This is a genomic window from Providencia sp. PROV109 (assembly GCF_033681625.1).
In the GTDB taxonomy this organism is placed as follows: Bacteria; Pseudomonadota; Gammaproteobacteria; order Enterobacterales; family Enterobacteriaceae; genus Providencia; species Providencia hangzhouensis.
The window spans coordinates 3,268,106-3,285,371 of record NZ_CP096320.1; the positions used below are offsets into that span (position 1 = coordinate 3,268,106).

Sequence of the window (17,266 nt, forward strand, 5' to 3'; positions counted from 1 at the left end):
TAATTACTTTAAATTTTTATAAATTTTATGGCGTAAAACAGCACAGCGATGAGCTGTTTTACCATGAATGAAGATTAAACTGTTAACGGGCCGGCACGAATGCCGTGTACTTGAGCAATCCAAATTGCAGGTTGATAGGCAATAATATGGGGATAGTTATAATGACTAAATTGAATAACACTTTCATCCCACTGAAGTGAACGCTGTGCTAACATGGCATACAGCGTGTCTAACATCAGTTGTGGGGCAATAAGCTGTTCAGTCTCTTCTGTTGCAGCGTTTACATCATCGTCTTCTGTCGCCGAAAAAGCAAAAGTTAGCTGCCGAATAACGTTTCTTACCGCATGTTGCTGCCAGTAATTTACTGAATAAGATGACGATGATGACGAAGAGCGTTGGGAATTCTGTTGAGCAAATAAATTGTCAAAAGCATTCACAGCTTGGCTTTGGCGATTAACTGGAGAAGAGTTAACCTGTGTATGTTGAGAATCTGATAACGCATTTAAAATTGTAGGCAAGCCGACACCTGTGGCAACCACACCTAATAGCAGGTGGGACCAAAAGTATTTTCTACCAAGTTGTCGCCAAAAATTTAAAATGCCCATCAAACTCTTATATAATGAATAAGTGACAAAATTATTATTTGCAATTCGTTGTTTCATTCTCAGCTGGAGCTAAAAATGAGAGATAGTCATCCACAAGCACTTTTCGATGTTCTTGAAGGCTCATTGGCAACATCATCAAACACTTTACAAACTATTCAGCGTAATGCAAAAGCGATTATCAAACTGAATCGTGCTGTAAAAGGATTACTGCCGGCTGAAATCAAACCCATGTGCCGTGTTGCAAACTACCGTAATAATGTTATGGTCATTGAAGTGGCAAACGCCAGTTGGATGACCCGACTTAATTATGAAAAAATCAATCTTCTTTCTGCACTAAGAGCGTCCATTCTACCATCTTTATCTTCTATCGACATCAGAATCAATCCCGATCTTATGCGAAAATCGAGACAAAATAGTTCACTAACTAAGCAAACAGTCTCAATAAGTCAAAAAATGAACGAACGTCAGATAAGCCCACAAACTGCACAAGCGCTTTTGAAATTAGCCGAAAATAGCCCGAAAGGATTAAAAGAAAGGTTTGAGCGGCTGGCTGCGCTAGCCGGAGAGAGTACTAGCGCAACCAACAGAAAAGGCTAAATTCGATCAGTTCTCGAAGATAGCTGCATAATCAAATTTTATGCAAACACCGTTGAAGGTGCTTTGAATGCGACAGGCAATTGAGCTTCGTCTTCAAATGTGACGAGATCCCAAGCTGATTCTTTCGCTAAAACTGCTTGTAATAGCTTGTTATTCAATGCATGGCCTGATTTAAACGCCGTGAATGCGCCAATAATATTGTGCCCACACATGAATAAATCACCAATTGCATCCAACATTTTGTGACGAACGAATTCATCTTCAAAACGTAAGCCATCTTCGTTAAGAACTTTATAGTCATCAACAACGATGGCGCAGTCGAAACTACCGCCTAAGCATAAGCCTTTTGATTGCAGATATTCAATATCACGCATAAAGCCAAAAGTACGCGCACGGCTTATTTGATTTACAAATGATTCCGCTGAGAAATCAAGTGAGTAGCGTTGTGTGCTACTATCAATCGCTGGATGCTGAAAATCGATTGTGAAATCAAGGCTAAACCCATTATAAGGTCGCATTTCAGCCCATTTATCACCATCTTCAACACGTACTGTTTCTTTTATACGTAAAAATTTCTTTGCACAATTTAATTCTTCAATACCGCCATCAAGCAGTAAGAATACAAATGGTGCGGCACTGCCATCCATAATAGGGATTTCAGGCGCATTGACTTCAATAACAATGTTATCGATACCTAACCCTGCTAAGGCAGCATTCAAATGCTCAACAGTCGAAATACGCACATTATCTTCATTGACTAAGCAAGTACATAACATGGTGTCACGAACTGATTTCGCATCTGCCGGAAAATCAACCGGTGGATTAAGGTCAGTACGACGGTAGATGACCCCGGTATTGGCCGGCGCTGGACGTAATGTAAGCGTAACTTTCTTGCCGGTATGTAAACCAACACCAGTCGCTGTAATAATACGTTTTAGTGTCCGTTGTTTGATCATCGTATTTTTCTCGCAATGTTATAAGTCCTACTGATCATCATACAAGATAATCAGTAGGAAATTTTAGCACAAAAAGCGGAGAAACCAATATAAATAAAATTAATCGGCCTGTTTACGCAAGAACGCAGGAATATCAAGATAATCTGGTTCTTTATTTGTTTGCGTATTTTGGTCATTGACCGCTTTAGCCGCTGGTTTCTCTTCTGTTAATGAAGACATGCTATTTTGCATTTGCTGATAGCGCTGTTCCATTGACGCCTGCTGAGACATTTTATTGCTAACTAAAGTAATTTCTGGACGTTTGTCCATACCAATACCTGTAGCAACAACTGTAACACGCAGTTCTTCGTGCATTTCTGGGTCAAGAGATGTACCGATTACCACAGTTGCATTATCAGATGCGAAAGCACGAATAGTGTTACCCACCGTTTCAAACTCATCTAAACGCAGGTCGAAACCAGCCGTGATGTTAACTAATACACCACGTGCACCAGACAGGTCGATATCTTCAAGAAGTGGACTAGAAATAGCCATTTCTGCCGCTTCTTCTGCTCTATCTTCACCACGAGCAACACCTGACCCCATCATTGCGTAGCCCATTTCTGACATCACAGTACGTACGTCAGCAAAGTCTACGTTCATTAAACCTGGGCGTGTAATCAGTTCAGCGATACCTTGTACTGCACCTTTTAGTACGTCATTTGCCGCACCAAAAGCATCCAGTAATGAGATACCACGACCAAGTACTTTTAATAATTTATCATTTGGGATAGTGATCAGTGAGTCAACATGTTTTGACAACTCAGTGATACCTGCCTCTGCAAATGCCATGCGCTTTTTACCTTCGAAATTGAAAGGTTTAGTCACGACAGCAACTGTCAGAATACCCAATTCTTTGGCAACCTCGGCAACGACCGGAGCTGCACCAGTCCCTGTACCGCCACCCATACCTGCTGCGATAAAGACCATATCCGCGCCATCTAAAGCATTACGCAGCGCCTCACGGTCTTCTTCAGCGGCATTACGGCCAACTTCAGGGTTTGCACCTGCACCCAGACCTTTGGTAATACCGGTACCGATCTGGATAGTTTGTCCAACTGCGGTTTTACGCAGCGCTTGTGCATCTGTATTGACAGCGAAGAATTCAACGCCTTCAATACGTTCACGCACCATGTGTTCAACGGCGTTACCGCCGCCGCCGCCAACGCCGATGACTTTAATCACCGCATCGTTGGTTAGCTCCATTGGTTCAAACATAATGTCTCTCCGTTTTGTGCTTACTACTTTTGAAGCTAATAATATGCTTCTTTATCAAAATTAAAATTCATTTCTCAGCCAACTGGTGATTTTACTAAACCATCCACTAACTGATGCACGTTTTTCTACTTCGGTATCATCGCCTAAATGGCTTTCTTTACCGTAATGCAGAAGCCCTACTGCTGTTGAATAATATGGCTCCTGCGCATAATCCGTTAACCCTGTGATGTTGAGCGGTGTACCAATTCGCACTTGCGTATGGAACACTTTTTGCGCACATTCGACTAAACCATCAATTTGTGCGGCCCCACCAGTCAACACGATACCAGCTGCCAAATGGTGTTTGACACCTTGTTGGCGTAACTGTTCCTGTAAATTTAAAATTTCTTCATTTACTAAGTTTAACAGCTCAGTATACCTTGGCTCTATCACTTCTGCTAAGGTTTGACGCTGTAAGCTTCTTGGTGGTCGCCCACCAACACTTGGTACTTCCACGGTCTCGTCTTTACTCACGATAGAACCGACTGCACACCCATGACGCACTTTGATGGCTTCTGCATCACTAGGTGGTGTTCCAAACGCATAAGCGATGTCGCTTGTCACCACATTGCCTGCATACGGGATGACTTTTGTATGGCGCAAAGCCCCGCCAGTGTAAACCGCCATATCCATAGTGCCGCCACCGATATCAACGACACATACACCTAATTCACGCTCATCTTCCGTTAAAACGCTATAACTTGCAGCGAGACCAGCAAAAATAAGCTGATCAACTTTTAACCCACAGCGTTCAACGGCTTTAACAATATTTTTTGCCATATCGTTATGGCAGGTGATCAAATGAACTTTGGCTTGCATACGTACACCTGATAAACCAACCGGATTTTTAATCCCTTCTTGGTAATCTATTGCAAATTCTTGCGGTATCACGTGCAAAATTCTGTGCTCATCGCGAACACGTACCGATTTTGCTGTATGCACAACACTGTCAACATCTTCTTGCGTCACTTCTTCTTCTGAAACTGGCACCATACCAATCTCATTTTGGCAACTGACGTGCTTACCCGATAGCGCAAGGTAAACCGATGAAATTTGGCAGTCAGCCATGAGTTCTGCCTGATCAATGGCTCTTTGTACACATTTTACCACTGATTCAAGATCGTTTACGCCACCTTTGTCCATTCCACGAGATGGACAACTTCCCACCCCAATAATATTAACCATACCATCGGGCAGAATTTCGCCAACAAGGGCTGACACCTTGGAAGTTCCAATTTCAAGGCCTACCACTAATTTTCTGTCCGTTGCTTTAATCATTTTTTCTGCCTAATTTTTGTTATTAGTCATCGTCTTTATTGTAACTCCGGTGGAGCATCAACCAACAGTGGCGCCCAGCCCACCGCAGCACCACTGGAATAACGTAAGTCAACATAGTCAACGCGTTTATCCGTTGTTTGCTGCAAAAGCGGATACAGTTCAAGGAACCTATTTAACCGCTCTGACACATCTTTCTTACCCAGTTCGATTCTAACATCGTTGTCTAAAATAATTTGCCATGCATTTCTGGCTGTCATCGATAGCGATTTTAGCTTTAGATTATGTGCAGCTAATGTGTTCTTAAAGACTGTGAACTCTTTAAGAACCTCTTTTTGGCTACCTTGTGGCCCATAAAGCAACACATAATCGCCTTTACCATTTTCACTAACCGGTAAGTTAAATACCCGACCTTGTTCATCCACCATGTTTTGGTCGTTCCACCTAGCGAATGGGCGGTATTCAACAATATGAATTTTCAATTCATCTGGCCATTGTTTACGCACAGTCACTTGGCGTACCCATGGCATCATGCTTATTTGCTTCTGGATAGCGTTGACATCGACGGTCATAAACGTCCCCGGCTGCCCTAGCGCTAAAATAGCCTTTCTAACATCATCATTTTTGGTGTAATGGCGCTCACCCGTTAACACTAACTTGGACATCGGCAGCCGATCCGCATCTTTCATCCAAGTCATTACCATCCAACCACTCCAGATGATAGTGCCAACCACAAATAGGAAGAAAAATAACCCACCTAAAAATGCACCATTACTAGGTCCTCCAGAACGAGGATCCTCATCGTTCTTTTGATTATGATGCCTAACATTTAGTGCTGCTTGTGACATATCAACGAGCCAATCTCAAAATTTGCACAACTAACTGTGAAAAACTCATACCTGCCTGACGAGCAGCCATTGGCACTAGGCTATGGCTTGTCATACCTGGCGATGTATTAACTTCCAACAGATAAAATTGGCCATCGCTGTCTTGCATTACATCAACTCGCCCCCAGCCTTCACAACCAACAACTTGGTAAGCTTTCAGCGCTAAGTCTGCGAGTTCTGACTCAAGCTGTTCATCTAAACCACTTGGGCAAAAATATTGAGTTTCATCAGATAAATATTTCGCTTCGTAGTCATAAAAAATACCTGGTGGTTGAATACGAATTGGCGGTAGAGTGTTGTCTCCTAACACCGCGACCGTGAACTCAGGACCACTCAGCCATTTTTCAATTAACAACGTTTCATCAAATTGAAACGCAAGATCCAGTGCAGCAGGCAATGCCTCTAAGTTATCAACTTTACTCATACCAACACTGGAGCCTTCAAGGCTTGGCTTCACGATAAGAGGTAATCCGAGAAATTGCACTTTAGCGACAATTTGCTCATAAGAAGCCTGCTTATACTGCTGTTTTGTTAAGTAAACATACGGCGATACACTTAATCCTGCACCTTGCCATAATTGTTTTGTTCTCAACTTATCCATGCTAAGCGCTGAAGCCATAACACCACTGCCGGTATAAGGCAGATTTAGTGTTTCTAACAGCCCTTGTAATGTACCGTCTTCACCACCGCGGCCATGTAACGCAATAAAAACTTTGTTGAAACCTGCATCTTTCAATGTTTCTACAGGGAAATCTTGAGGGTCGATAGGATGAGCATCAATACCTGCTTGGCGTAGCCCTGCCAGCACAGCATTTCCTGACTGAAGTGAAACTTCACGTTCAGCAGATGAGCCTCCTAATAGAACCGCAACTTTCTCTGTCATTTTTATTCCTCAATCATCGGTGGCTGTAATTTTGCTTCTGCTAGGCTTTTGGCTATTTTACCAATATTTCCTGCGCCTTGAACTAAAATTAAATCATTTTCATCAAGAGTTTGAGCTAAAATATGTGGAATTTGTTCAATATCTGCAACATAAATAGGATCAATCTGACCACGACCACGAATTGAGCGGCACAATGAGCGGCTATCCGCACCTGGTACATGCTTTTCGCCCGCTGAATATACGTCTAACATTAGCAGCACATCAACCTGCCCCAAAACGTTAACAAAATCATCGTATAAGTCACGAGTACGAGTATAGCGATGCGGTTGGAATACCATTACAATACGCTTATCTGGCCAGCCTGCTCTCGCGGCTTTAATCGTTGCATCCACTTCGGTTGGGTGATGACCATAGTCATCGACTAGCATCACTTCACCCTCTTTGCCATTCACATTTCGCAGAGGGAAATTCCCTAGGAAATCAAAGCGACGCCCTGTTCCTTGAAATTCAACTAGTGCAGATAAAATGTGTAAATCGTCAATGCCTTCTTCTGTGGCGACCGCCACTGCAGCTGTCGCATTGAGAGCATTGTGACGCCCTGGTGCATTTAGAACCACCGTCAGTTCTGGCATATTTTCACGGGCAATAGTGAAAAAGCCTTGATTTCCTTTTTGCTCATATTGCGTGATACGCACATCAGCGTCTTCACTAAAACCATAAGTGGTGATATAGCGGCCAATTTTGGGTAGTAACGAACGAATGACTGGATCATCAATACACATCACTGCGCGCCCGTAAAATGGCAAATTGTGTAAGAAATTAATGAACGTATTCGTTAAATTATCGAAGTCACCTTGGTAAGTATCCATATGGTCTGCTTCGATATTGGTCACAACTGCAACTAACGGTTGCAAATGCAAGAATGAAGCATCGCTTTCATCGGCTTCTGCGATCAAGTAGCGGCTACTACCTAAACGTGCATGCGTTCCTGCTGATTTAACCAATCCCCCATTCACAAATGTGGGGTCAAGGCCTGCTTGTGCATAAATCCCAGAAATCATTGCTGTCGTAGTGGTTTTCCCGTGGGTACCTGCAACAGCAATGCCATGACGATAACGCATTAATTCCGCTAACATTTCCGCACGACGAATAACAGGAATACGCAATTCTTTAGCGGCTTGAATTTCTGGGTTCTCACTTGAGATCGCTGTTGATACGACGACGACACTCGCATTTTCAACGTTCTCTGGACGGTGATTAAAGTAAATCGTTGCCCCTAATGCGGTTAATTGTTGAGTCACTGCATTCGGAGCTAAATCTGAACCACTAATTTCATAGCCTTCATTTGCCAACACTTCAGCGATACCACCCATGCCAGCACCGCCGATGCCGACAAAATGGATGTGCCTGACTCTTCTCATTTCTGGCACTGATGTTCTTAATTTCGCTAATTGTTGTGTATTCACTATATTTCTTCGCTTCTAATTAATTCGATATCAATTATGACTAATATTATTTAGCCACTTCACAAATCACGGCAGCAACTCGCTCTGTTGCATCAGTAATTGCACAACTATGTGCTTTTTCAGCCATTGAGAGTAATTCGTTTCTGTCCCATTGCCCTAATAAGCTCGCCACAGCATCTGCGGTAAATTGTGACTGTTCTAAAATTTTAGCCGCCCCCGCTTTTTCTAGCGGTAATGCGTTCCAATACTGTTGACGGTCTTTATGTTGAAAAGGAACAAAAATAGCCGGTAAACCTGCGGCTGCAATTTCACTTACGGTTAGTGCGCCAGACCGACAAACAACAATATCTGCCCATGCGTAAGCTTGCGCCATATCATCAATAAATTCAGTAACTTTATACTCAGAATTGACTGAAACTTGCATGTGCTCATTATACAATGCTTCTGTCGATTCCTTACTGCCTTTTCCTGCTTGGTGCCAGATATTTAACTGTTTGCCTACTTTTTCAACAACCAGAGGCATCACTTGATTTAAAATCCGTGCCCCTTGGCTACCACCAACAACTAATACGCGTATAGCGCCTTCTCGGTCTGCTAAACGTTCCTGTGGTGCAGGTAGAGCCAAAACATCTTCCCGTACTGGATTCCCTACAACTGGTGCGTCAGGAAATGCCCCCGGAAAGGCTTGTAATACTCTTTTTGCAATTCGAGATAGCCATTTATTCGTTAACCCTGCAATACCATTTTGTTCATGAAGCACAACGGGTACACCACATTGCCATGCCGCAATACCACCGGGCCCCGAAACATAGCCTCCCATGCCTAATACAGCATCTGGCTGATAACGCTTGATAATTGTTTTTGCTTGGCGAATCGCTTTATAAATACGCCATGGCGCCCCCAGTTGGGCGGCAATGCCTTTACCCCTGAGGCCAGAAATTTGAATAAATTCAATATCGATACTGTGTTTAGGCACTAATGTTGCTTCCATTCGGTCAGCCGTGCCTAACCAACGGATTTCCCACCCTTGAGCCTGCAAATAATGTGCCACGGCTAAACCTGGAAAAACATGTCCTCCAGTTCCACCTGCCATGACGAGTAATTTCTTTGCCTGACTCATTTAGTGCTCCTTACAAACGCCTGCGCTTTTTCAAGGCGTGTTTCAAAATCAATTCTCAGTAATATCGCAATGGCAGCAGCCATTACCAGTAAACTCGAACCACCATAACTAATTAATGGCAATGTTAAACCTTTTGTCGGTAACATACCGGATGCAGCCCCAACGTTAACTAAGGCTTGGAAGGTAAACCAAATACCAATTGAACAAGCTAAATAACCACCGAATAATTGGTTTGACATCAATGCGCGACGGCCAATCATCATTGCTCTAAATGCCAACATAAAGACCATCAGCAGAACCAATACAACGCCAAAGTACCCGAGCTCCTCAGCTAAAACCGAGAAAATAAAGTCTGTGTGTGCTTCTGGCAAATACTCTAATTTTTGTACTGAATTACCAAGCCCTTGCCCAAACACTTCACCACGACCAAAAGCCATTAAAGATTGGGTTAGCTGATAACCACTGCCAAACGGGTCATCCCACGGGTTCAAAAACGATGTAACACGACGTAAGCGGTACGGCTCGAACCAAATCAAAGCCAATACCCCCACTGCGCAAGCGGCAATACCAATAATAAACGGCGCTAACCTTGCGCCCGCTAAAAATAACAATCCCAGAGTGGTAACCACTAATACGATAACGGTCCCTAAGTCAGGCTGTAATAAAAGCAATGACGCCATAACAATCAAAATACACATCGGTTTAATAAAGCCAAGAAAACGGGTTCTGACTTCATCGGATTTACGCACCAAGTAACTGGACACATAGCAAAACAACGTAAATTTCGAAATTTCTGCTGGTTGAATTTTTACCAAACCGATGTCTATCCAGCGTGATGCCCCGTTAACTGAACTTCCTGCAACCAGCACCACCACTAGCATGCCAAGTGAAACCATCAACAAAATGAAATTGTACTTTTCCCAAACTGCCATCGGGATACGCATGACACCCAACGCTAAAATAAATGCGATAACGATATACACCACATCACGCTTAGCGAAATAGAACGGGTCTTCTGTTAAGCGTTGGCCAACTGGCATGGAAGCGGATGTGACCATGATAAAACCCACTGCGGCTAAACCGAATGCCAACCACACTAATGTACGGTCGTAAAGCGTTGAGCCTGAAATCACGCCATTTTTTTCACCAATGACCCAATTTTTTAAACGCATCGCACCCGGTATCGTCATTAACCTAACTCCTGGGCTAATTGAGCAAAGACAGTTCCACGCTGCTCAAAACTTTTAAACTGATCCAAACTGGCACATGCAGGGGATAACAGCACCATGTCCCCCGCTTTTAATTGTGGCGCAATTTGGCGTAAGCTTTGTTCCATAGTCTCAGTCAATACTGATTTTTCAGGTGCCATATCAGCTAATGCTTTCCCATCACGACCAAAGCAATATAAGCGGTAGTTATCAGCAGCAATATATTGTTTTAATGGTGAAAAATCAGCTGACTTGCCATCCCCACCTAATAATAAATAGATATTGCCATCCACGTGTAACCCATTTAACGCCGCTTCTGTACTTCCAACATTTGTGGCTTTAGAGTCATTAATCCAGCGAACACCGTTATTGAATAACACTAATTCGAAACGATGTGCTAACCCCGCATATTCTTTCAATACTTGAAGGCAAGCTGGACGCGGAATATCCACTGCATCCGCCAATGCTAACGCGGCTAACGCATTAAGGTAATTGTGTTGGCCAGTTAAGTGCATTTCATTGACATCTAATAGCTCTTTTCCTTGAGCCACTAATACCCGTTTTTGGGTATCAAAGAAATAATCACCACTATTTAAGCCAAAGCTAATGCATTCATCCAAAGTATGATTAGCGGGTAAGGTCAGTATATCTTGTACGTTAACAATGCAGTTTTGAGCATTGTGATAAATTTTTAATTTCGCTTCACGGTACTGTTCTAGACCTAATGGATATCTATCCATATGATCTTCACTAATATTTAAGACTGTCGCGGCGGTCGCTTCTAGGCTTGAGGTGGTTTCTAATTGGAAGCTGGAAAGTTCTAAAACGTACAGATTATGCCCTGCATTGAGTAATGAAAGTGCTGGCGTACCAATGTTGCCACCTACACCAACTGAAATACCCGCTGCTTTAGCCATTTCGCCAACCAATGACGTGACAGTGCTTTTACCATTTGAACCTGTAATCGCGACAATCGGTGCATCTGCTTCACGGCAAAATAATTCGATATCACCCACAATTTCGATGCCATTTTCTGCGGCCTGCTGTAATTGAGGGGTCGCTAACGCAATTCCTGGACTAGCAACAATTAAATCGGCGGCCTGTAACCAGCTATTATTCAAACTGCCACTATGGCATTCTACATTTTCTGGGAGTTTATCTACACCAGGCGGTACTGCACGGGTATCCATAACGCGAGGCACCACGCCGCGCTCAAGGAAAAAGTGAACGCAAGATAGGCCGGTGATCCCCAGCCCAATAATAACGACGTTCTTACCCTGATAATCAACCATCTTAACGCACCTTCAAGGTTGCCAGCCCAATCAGGACTAGCATTAATGAGATAATCCAGAAACGCACGATAACACGTGGTTCTGGCCAACCCTTCAATTCATAATGGTGGTGAATTGGTGCCATACGGAAAATACGTTGTCCACGCAATTTAAATGAACCGACTTGTAAAATAACTGACAGCGTCTCAACGACGAACACACCGCCCATAATCACTAATAAAAACTCTTGGCGCAGTAATACCGCAATAGTCCCTAGTGCACCGCCAAGCGCCAATGAGCCGACATCGCCCATAAATACTTGCGCTGGGTATGTGTTAAACCATAAGAAGCCTAACCCTGCCCCCACAATGGCAGTACAAACAATCACCAGTTCACCTGCATGGGGTAAAAATGGAATATGTAAGTAACTGGCAAAGTTGACGTTACCTGTTGCCCATGCCACTAATGCAAAACCTGCGGCAACAAATACCGTTGGCATGATAGCTAAGCCATCCAAGCCATCGGTTAGGTTTACTGCGTTACTGGTTCCAACAATCACAAAATAGGTCAGCAAAATATACAGCATGCCCAGTTGTGGCATTACGTCTTTGAAAAATGGTACAACTAACTGAGTTGCTGGGGTATCTTTACCAATCGCGTACATGGAAAAGGCAACTATTAACGCAATCACGGATTGCCAGAAATATTTCCAACGCGCGATTAAGCCACGAGTGTCTTTACGAACCACTTTCCGGTAGTCGTCAACAAAACCGACAATGCCATACCCGACTAGCACGAGTAGTACACACCAAACGTAAGGGTTGTCTAATCGAGCCCATAACAATGTTGAAACGGTAATTGAAAATAAAATCAATAACCCGCCCATGGTTGGGGTCCCACGCTTACTAAAGTGAGACTCAGGGCCTTCGTTACGAACGACTTGACCAATTTGCATTTTCTGCAGGTAAGCAATTAAATGAGGCCCCATCCACAGAGCAATGGCGAGTGCCGTCAGCAAACCGACAATGGCCCTGAACGTCAAATAAGAAAAGACGTTCAGAACAGAAAACTTGTGGACTAACATTTCGGCAAGCCAGACTAACATTCGAAGCACTCCTTCAATGCATTCACAACATCTTCCATCGCGGAGCTGCGTGAACCTTTAACTAAAATAGAAACAACGTCCTTCTGCTGCGCTAGCGGAATTAGTCGGGTTAATAAATCTGCTTTCACTGTGAAGTGCTCACCACACTCACTAAATTGGCTGATCAACTCACTTAACTGACCAACACTGAATACCTTATCTAAACCCGCCTGCTTAGCGGCAACACCTACACGTTGGTGGCAATCTTCGGCATAATCACCCAGTTCCCCCATATCCCCTACCACTAAGATGCGGTAACCCGGCATTTTTTCGAGGACCTGAATTGCTGCGATCATCGAGCCATCATTGGCGTTATAAGTGTCATCTAATACCACTTTGTGTTCACTCAAGCGCACAGGGTATAAACGCCCAGGTACCGCTTGCGTTTTTGCTATGCCGTTTTTGATATCTTCTAGGCTAGCGCCGACAGAAATCGCCAATGCACTTGCCGCTAACACATTAGCAATGTTATGCCGCCCTGGTAATGGCAAGGTGATATCGACACTACCAACAGGGGTATGTAACACAAAATCTGTTGTTAGCTGTTTCACTTGAATATCAGAAGGATAGAAATCCGCTTTTGCTTGTGAAGTTAGCGAGTAATACCAAACAGTTTGGCGTGGCTGAAACTGCCATTTTTCACTGTAGCTATCAAGGTTAACAATTGCGGTTCCTTCTTCTGGAACACCTTGATAAATTTCACCTTTGGCTGTCGCAACCCCTTCCGGTGAACCAAAGCCCGCTAAGTGCGCAGCAAATAAATTGTTAACTAACGCCGCTTCTGGTTTAACAATATTGGTTGTGTAGGCGATTTCATTTGGGTGATTAGCACCCATTTCTATCACAGCGAATTCATCATCATTTGTTAAACGAAATAGTGTCAAAGGCACACCAATATCGTTGTTTAAATTACCGGCGGTATATAAGGTTTTACCGCGCTCAGATAAAATAGATGCTGTCATTTCTTTAACAGATGTTTTGCCCGAAGACCCCGTCAAGCCAACGATTCGAGCTCTGCTCTGCTGACGAACCCATGCAGCCAATTGGCCCATCGCAATACGCGAGTCTTTCACGATAACTTGTGGGCAATCTACATTCAGCTTGCGCTCAACAAGTAACGCTTTAGCTCCCGTAACCACCACTTGTTGTGCGAAATCATGGGCGTCGAAGCGTTCACCTTTTAAGGCAATAAATAGGCAATTTTCAGCAATTTTGCGACTATCGGTACTAACAGAGCTAATCAAAGCATTGGTATCTGGAGCAGACTCAATCTGCCCTTGGGTAATCTGTGCCAGCTGAGCGAGTGTTAAAGAGATCATGCGATTACCCCCAACAAACGTGCCACCGTTAAACGGTCGGAGTAATCTAGCTTGCGCTGACCAATAATTTGATAATCTTCATGACCTTTGCCGGCAATCACAATCACATCATCAGGAGATGCCTGCAAAATGGTGTTTGTCACTGCTTCTGGACGACCTGGAATGGCCAAGGCACGGCTGGAATCTAATAGTCCAGCCATGATGTCATTAATAATGTCGATAGGGTCTTCGCTGCGCGGGTTGTCATCTGTGATCACGATTTTATCTGCATATTCTTCTGCTGCGGCTCCCATCAGAGGGCGCTTACCTTTGTCACGGTCACCACCGCAACCAAATACACACCATAATTGCCCTTTGCAATGTAAGCGTGCTGCCGCTAAGGCTTTTTCTAAGGCATCAGGAGTATGTGCATAATCAACAACAACTGTCGGTTTATTCGGTGCACTAAACACTTCCATACGGCCGCAAACTGGTGACAATGAAGATGTAGCAGCCAGCAGTTTGTTTAACGGATAATCCATCATCAGCAAAGTTGCCATTGCCACTAATAAGTTGCTGACATTAAATGCTCCCATCAATGGGCTTTCAAAGTCACCATTTCCCCATGAGGAATCAAAATGGATAGTGGCGCCTTTGTCGTGGTATTCAACTTCCATTGCTTTTAACCATGGGCCTTGCCAATCTTGAGGAATTTTGTTTTCCATGGTCACCGCGCACGCTTGTGGTAAACGCTGCAGCCACTTCAAACCAATCGCATCATCCGCATTGATAATTTGCGATTTTGTATTATGTGTGGAAAACAATAGCCATTTAGCGGCTTCATAGCTTTCCATATCGCCGTGATAATCAAGGTGATCACGGCTTAAATTAGTGAACACAGCGGCATCGAACTGTAAGTCTGCGACACGGCCTTGCACTAATCCATGGGAAGAAACTTCCATCGCTGTTAATGTTGCTTTTTGGTTCAATAACTGGGTCAATTCAAGTTGAATATCTACCGCAGAGCCCGTGGTATTTTCGCTTGGTGACACATGGCCTAATAGGCCATTACCCACGGTTCCCATTACTGCGCTAGTTTCCCCTAGCCCTTGAGCCCACTGAGCAATTAATTGTGTGGTGGTGGTTTTACCGTTAGTCCCCGTCACACCAACGAGTTTCATTTTTGCAGAAGGTTGGTGGTAAAACTCACCGGCCAGTGCAGATAAACGGTTATTCAGGTCATTCAAATAAATAACAGGTACGCCATGAACGAAACGAACTTCGCCTTCAACGGCTTCACCTTCCGCCTCTGCTATTACAGCGGAAACCCCTTGAGCAATCGCTTGAGGAATATAGTGTCGCCCATCCGATTGATGACCTTTTATTGCAATAAACAGATCGCCCGCGGCAGCCTTTCGACTGTCTAGCGTCATCTCACGCAGTGAGATTGGAGTTGTGCTCACACCAAAGGGTGAGAGTAGGTCACAAAGATTACGATCTGCCACTTTTAACCTCTTTTTGACTATTTACGATTTCATTTTGTTCGTTTGGTTGCAATGCATCGGGTTCAACATTCATCAACCGCAAGACCCCACCCATGATTGAGCCAAATACGGGGGCAGAAACCGCACCACCAAGGTATTTACCTGCACTTGGCTCATTGATAAGCACAACTAACGCATAGCGTGGATTACTCGCAGGCGCAACACCTGCGGCATAAGGTAAATATTTATTAACATAGCGCCCTTCAGGGCCCACTTTTTTTGCTGTACCGGTTTTAATGGCAATGCGATAGCCTTTAATGGCTGCTCGAGCTCCCCCGCCGCCGGGTAGAGCTACACTCTCCATCATATGCACCACAGTACGCATAATTGGCTCAGGAAAAACACGCGTCCCTGGCACGGGAGGGTCAACTTTAGTGATTGATAGAGGCCGGTAAATACCGAAACTCCCTATCGTTGCATAGGCTCGCGCTAACTGTAACGGTGTTACCATTAGCCCGTAGCCAAAAGAAAAGGTGGCCCTTTCTAAATCAGACCACCGTGTTTTTTTACTTGGAAAGATGCCACTACTTTCCCCGACTAACCCCAGATTAGTCGGCTTGCCAAACCCAAAGCGGCTATACACATCCACCAGCTCAGTGGCAGGCATCGCTAACGCAAGTTTTGAAACACCTACGTTACTCGACTTCTGTAAAATCCCAGTAATAGTTAGCTCAGCGTATCGTGCTACGTCCTTGATCTCATGACCACTAATACGATACGGATAAGTATTAATTACTGAGTTTTCTTTAATAATTTTGTTATGTAGCGCACTCATTACCACCATAGGTTTTACTGTTGAGCCCGGCTCAAAAATATCCGTAATGGCGCGGTTACGCATCGCATCCATTGATGTACCCGTTAAGTTATTTGGGTTATAGGATGGGCTATTCGCCATTGCTAAAATTTCACCGGTATGAACATCAACTAAAATTGCCACACCCGATTCCGCTTTATTTTCCTGCACGCCACGTGTTAATTCACGGTAAACAATGGATTGAATACGTTCATCAATACTTAATGTCAGATTATGCGCAGCTTGGCTGTCAATAGACGAAATGGTTTCAATCACTCGCCCATTACGGTCTTTACGGACTGTACGTTCACCCGGCGCACCTTTTAACCAACGGTCAAAGCTTTTTTCGACGCCTTCAATCCCTTCACCATCAATGTTTGTTACCCCCAGTAAGTGAGCGGTAACTGGGCCTGATGGGTAATAACGACGAGATTCTTTGCGTAAGTAAATACCCGGTATTTTTAATTTTTTAACGTAATCACCAATAGATGGGTTAACTTGGCGCGCTAAATACACAAAACGGCCTCTTGGATTGGCCGATATTTTGCTCGTAATTTGTTCTAATGGAATTTCAAGTGCGTCTGCCAGTGCTTTCCAGTGTTCGTCATTGCTTATTCCCCCTTTTTCAAATACCTCTTTGGGGTCTGCCCAGATCGCATTGACTGGCACACTCACGGCAAGTTGCCGCCCTTCTCGGTCGCTAATCATACCTCGTGATGTCGCAACTTCTTGCACTCGTAAAGAGCGCATATCGCCTTCTTTCACCAGTTTCTCTGGCGCAATAATTTGCAGATAAGCCACCCGCGTTAGCAACCCTGCTAACGCTAAGACAATGCATCCGCACAGCAAAATAAAGCGCCAGCGGACAAAGCTGGTACTCTCTTCTTGTTTCTTATTTTTCGCTGTTTTTGGTGCTTTCATTA

The 17,266-nt window shown here is 44.0% G+C and carries 15 protein-coding genes; 1 reads left to right on the plus strand and 14 read right to left on the minus strand.

The features are described from left to right. Window positions 1-74: 74 nt before the first annotated feature. Window positions 75-605, minus strand: a complete 531-nt coding sequence (gene secM, locus M1F25_RS15045) for a secA translation cis-regulator SecM (protein ID WP_094961382.1) — start codon at window positions 603-605, stop codon at window positions 75-77. A gap of 75 nt (window positions 606-680) precedes the next feature. On the opposite strand from secM, the gene M1F25_RS15050 reads away from it, so the two are divergent. After that, window positions 681-1,202 (plus strand): DUF721 domain-containing protein, encoded by a 522-nt coding sequence (locus tag M1F25_RS15050; protein ID WP_112307197.1) that lies wholly within the window; start codon window positions 681-683, stop codon window positions 1,200-1,202. A gap of 38 nt (window positions 1,203-1,240) precedes the next feature. Here the strand turns inward: M1F25_RS15050 and lpxC are convergent, their stop codons facing one another. From lpxC to ftsI, 13 genes are all read right to left on the minus strand, one after another. Continuing rightward, window positions 1,241-2,158 (minus strand): UDP-3-O-acyl-N-acetylglucosamine deacetylase, encoded by a 918-nt coding sequence (gene lpxC / locus M1F25_RS15055; RefSeq protein WP_004262020.1) that lies wholly within the window; start codon window positions 2,156-2,158, stop codon window positions 1,241-1,243. Between the two features lie 99 nt (window positions 2,159-2,257). After that, window positions 2,258-3,415: a cell division protein FtsZ gene (gene ftsZ / locus M1F25_RS15060; RefSeq protein WP_004262022.1), complete on the minus strand. Its 1,158-nt coding sequence runs from the start codon at window positions 3,413-3,415 to the stop codon at window positions 2,258-2,260. Window positions 3,416-3,475: 60 nt separating this feature from the next. Then, window positions 3,476-4,732: a cell division protein FtsA gene (ftsA, locus tag M1F25_RS15065; protein ID WP_181488258.1), complete on the minus strand. Its 1,257-nt coding sequence runs from the start codon at window positions 4,730-4,732 to the stop codon at window positions 3,476-3,478. Window positions 4,733-4,767: 35 nt separating this feature from the next. Beyond that, entirely contained in the window at window positions 4,768-5,577 is an 810-nt protein-coding gene (ftsQ, locus tag M1F25_RS15070; protein WP_004262025.1) for a cell division protein FtsQ, read from the minus strand. A 1-nt stretch (window position 5,578) separates the two neighbouring features. Then, window positions 5,579-6,499: a D-alanine--D-alanine ligase gene (locus M1F25_RS15075; protein WP_112307299.1), complete on the minus strand. Its 921-nt coding sequence runs from the start codon at window positions 6,497-6,499 to the stop codon at window positions 5,579-5,581. Window positions 6,500-6,501: 2 nt separating this feature from the next. Continuing rightward, window positions 6,502-7,965 carry a UDP-N-acetylmuramate--L-alanine ligase gene (gene murC, locus M1F25_RS15080; RefSeq protein WP_036958462.1) on the minus strand — a complete coding sequence of 488 codons (1,464 nt, stop codon included), beginning with the start codon at window positions 7,963-7,965 and terminating at the stop codon, window positions 6,502-6,504. A gap of 46 nt (window positions 7,966-8,011) precedes the next feature. Then, on the minus strand, window positions 8,012-9,085 hold the full coding sequence (gene murG, locus M1F25_RS15085) for an undecaprenyldiphospho-muramoylpentapeptide beta-N-acetylglucosaminyltransferase (RefSeq protein WP_181488260.1): 1,074 nt from the start codon (window positions 9,083-9,085) through the stop codon (window positions 8,012-8,014). Beyond that, window positions 9,082-10,275, minus strand: coding sequence for a cell division protein FtsW (gene ftsW, locus M1F25_RS15090; protein ID WP_004262031.1), 1,194 nt, complete (start codon window positions 10,273-10,275; stop codon window positions 9,082-9,084). The genes murG and ftsW overlap by 4 nt, the downstream gene beginning before the upstream one ends. Then, window positions 10,275-11,585: a UDP-N-acetylmuramoyl-L-alanine--D-glutamate ligase gene (gene murD / locus M1F25_RS15095; protein WP_096863185.1), complete on the minus strand. Its 1,311-nt coding sequence runs from the start codon at window positions 11,583-11,585 to the stop codon at window positions 10,275-10,277. Before murD ends, ftsW begins: the two co-directional genes overlap by 1 nt. Before the next feature lies 1 nt (window position 11,586). Beyond that, window positions 11,587-12,669 (minus strand): phospho-N-acetylmuramoyl-pentapeptide-transferase, encoded by a 1,083-nt coding sequence (mraY, locus tag M1F25_RS15100; RefSeq protein ID WP_004262035.1) that lies wholly within the window; start codon window positions 12,667-12,669, stop codon window positions 11,587-11,589. Then, a complete protein-coding gene (gene murF, locus M1F25_RS15105) occupies window positions 12,663-14,027 on the minus strand; it encodes a UDP-N-acetylmuramoyl-tripeptide--D-alanyl-D-alanine ligase (protein ID WP_181488262.1) in 1,365 nt (454 codons plus the stop codon). Before murF ends, mraY begins: the two co-directional genes overlap by 7 nt. Continuing rightward, window positions 14,024-15,511 (minus strand): UDP-N-acetylmuramoyl-L-alanyl-D-glutamate--2,6-diaminopimelate ligase, encoded by a 1,488-nt coding sequence (gene murE / locus M1F25_RS15110; RefSeq protein WP_112307301.1) that lies wholly within the window; start codon window positions 15,509-15,511, stop codon window positions 14,024-14,026. Before murE ends, murF begins: the two co-directional genes overlap by 4 nt. Then, the gene (gene ftsI, locus M1F25_RS15115; RefSeq protein ID WP_181488264.1) at window positions 15,498-17,264 is read right to left on the minus strand and encodes a peptidoglycan glycosyltransferase FtsI; all 1,767 of its coding nucleotides are present in this window, start codon (window positions 17,262-17,264) and stop codon (window positions 15,498-15,500) included. The genes murE and ftsI overlap by 14 nt, the downstream gene beginning before the upstream one ends. Window positions 17,265-17,266: the final 2 nt, after the last annotated feature.

What these genes read in the sequence shown, in the direction of transcription:
- ftsQ (WP_004262025.1), bottom strand. Translation starts at nt 5,577, where the DNA reads ATGTCACAAGCAGCACTAAATGTTAGGCATCATAATCAAAAGAACGAT.
- lpxC (WP_004262020.1), bottom strand. Translation starts at nt 2,158, where the DNA reads ATGATCAAACAACGGACACTAAAACGTATTATTACAGCGACTGGTGTT.
- murF (WP_181488262.1), bottom strand. Translation starts at nt 14,027, where the DNA reads ATGATCTCTTTAACACTCGCTCAGCTGGCACAGATTACCCAAGGGCAG.
- ftsI (WP_181488264.1), bottom strand. Translation starts at nt 17,264, where the DNA reads ATGAAAGCACCAAAAACAGCGAAAAATAAGAAACAAGAAGAGAGTACC.
- mraY (WP_004262035.1), bottom strand. Translation starts at nt 12,669, where the DNA reads ATGTTAGTCTGGCTTGCCGAAATGTTAGTCCACAAGTTTTCTGTTCTG.
- secM (WP_094961382.1), bottom strand. Translation starts at nt 605, where the DNA reads ATGGGCATTTTAAATTTTTGGCGACAACTTGGTAGAAAATACTTTTGG.
- ftsA (WP_181488258.1), bottom strand. Translation starts at nt 4,732, where the DNA reads ATGATTAAAGCAACGGACAGAAAATTAGTGGTAGGCCTTGAAATTGGA.
- M1F25_RS15050 (WP_112307197.1), top strand. Translation starts at nt 681, where the DNA reads ATGAGAGATAGTCATCCACAAGCACTTTTCGATGTTCTTGAAGGCTCA.
- murG (WP_181488260.1), bottom strand. Translation starts at nt 9,085, where the DNA reads ATGAGTCAGGCAAAGAAATTACTCGTCATGGCAGGTGGAACTGGAGGA.
- murD (WP_096863185.1), bottom strand. Translation starts at nt 11,585, where the DNA reads ATGGTTGATTATCAGGGTAAGAACGTCGTTATTATTGGGCTGGGGATC.
- ftsZ (WP_004262022.1), bottom strand. Translation starts at nt 3,415, where the DNA reads ATGTTTGAACCAATGGAGCTAACCAACGATGCGGTGATTAAAGTCATC.
- M1F25_RS15075 (WP_112307299.1), bottom strand. Translation starts at nt 6,499, where the DNA reads ATGACAGAGAAAGTTGCGGTTCTATTAGGAGGCTCATCTGCTGAACGT.
- ftsW (WP_004262031.1), bottom strand. Translation starts at nt 10,275, where the DNA reads ATGACGATACCGGGTGCGATGCGTTTAAAAAATTGGGTCATTGGTGAA.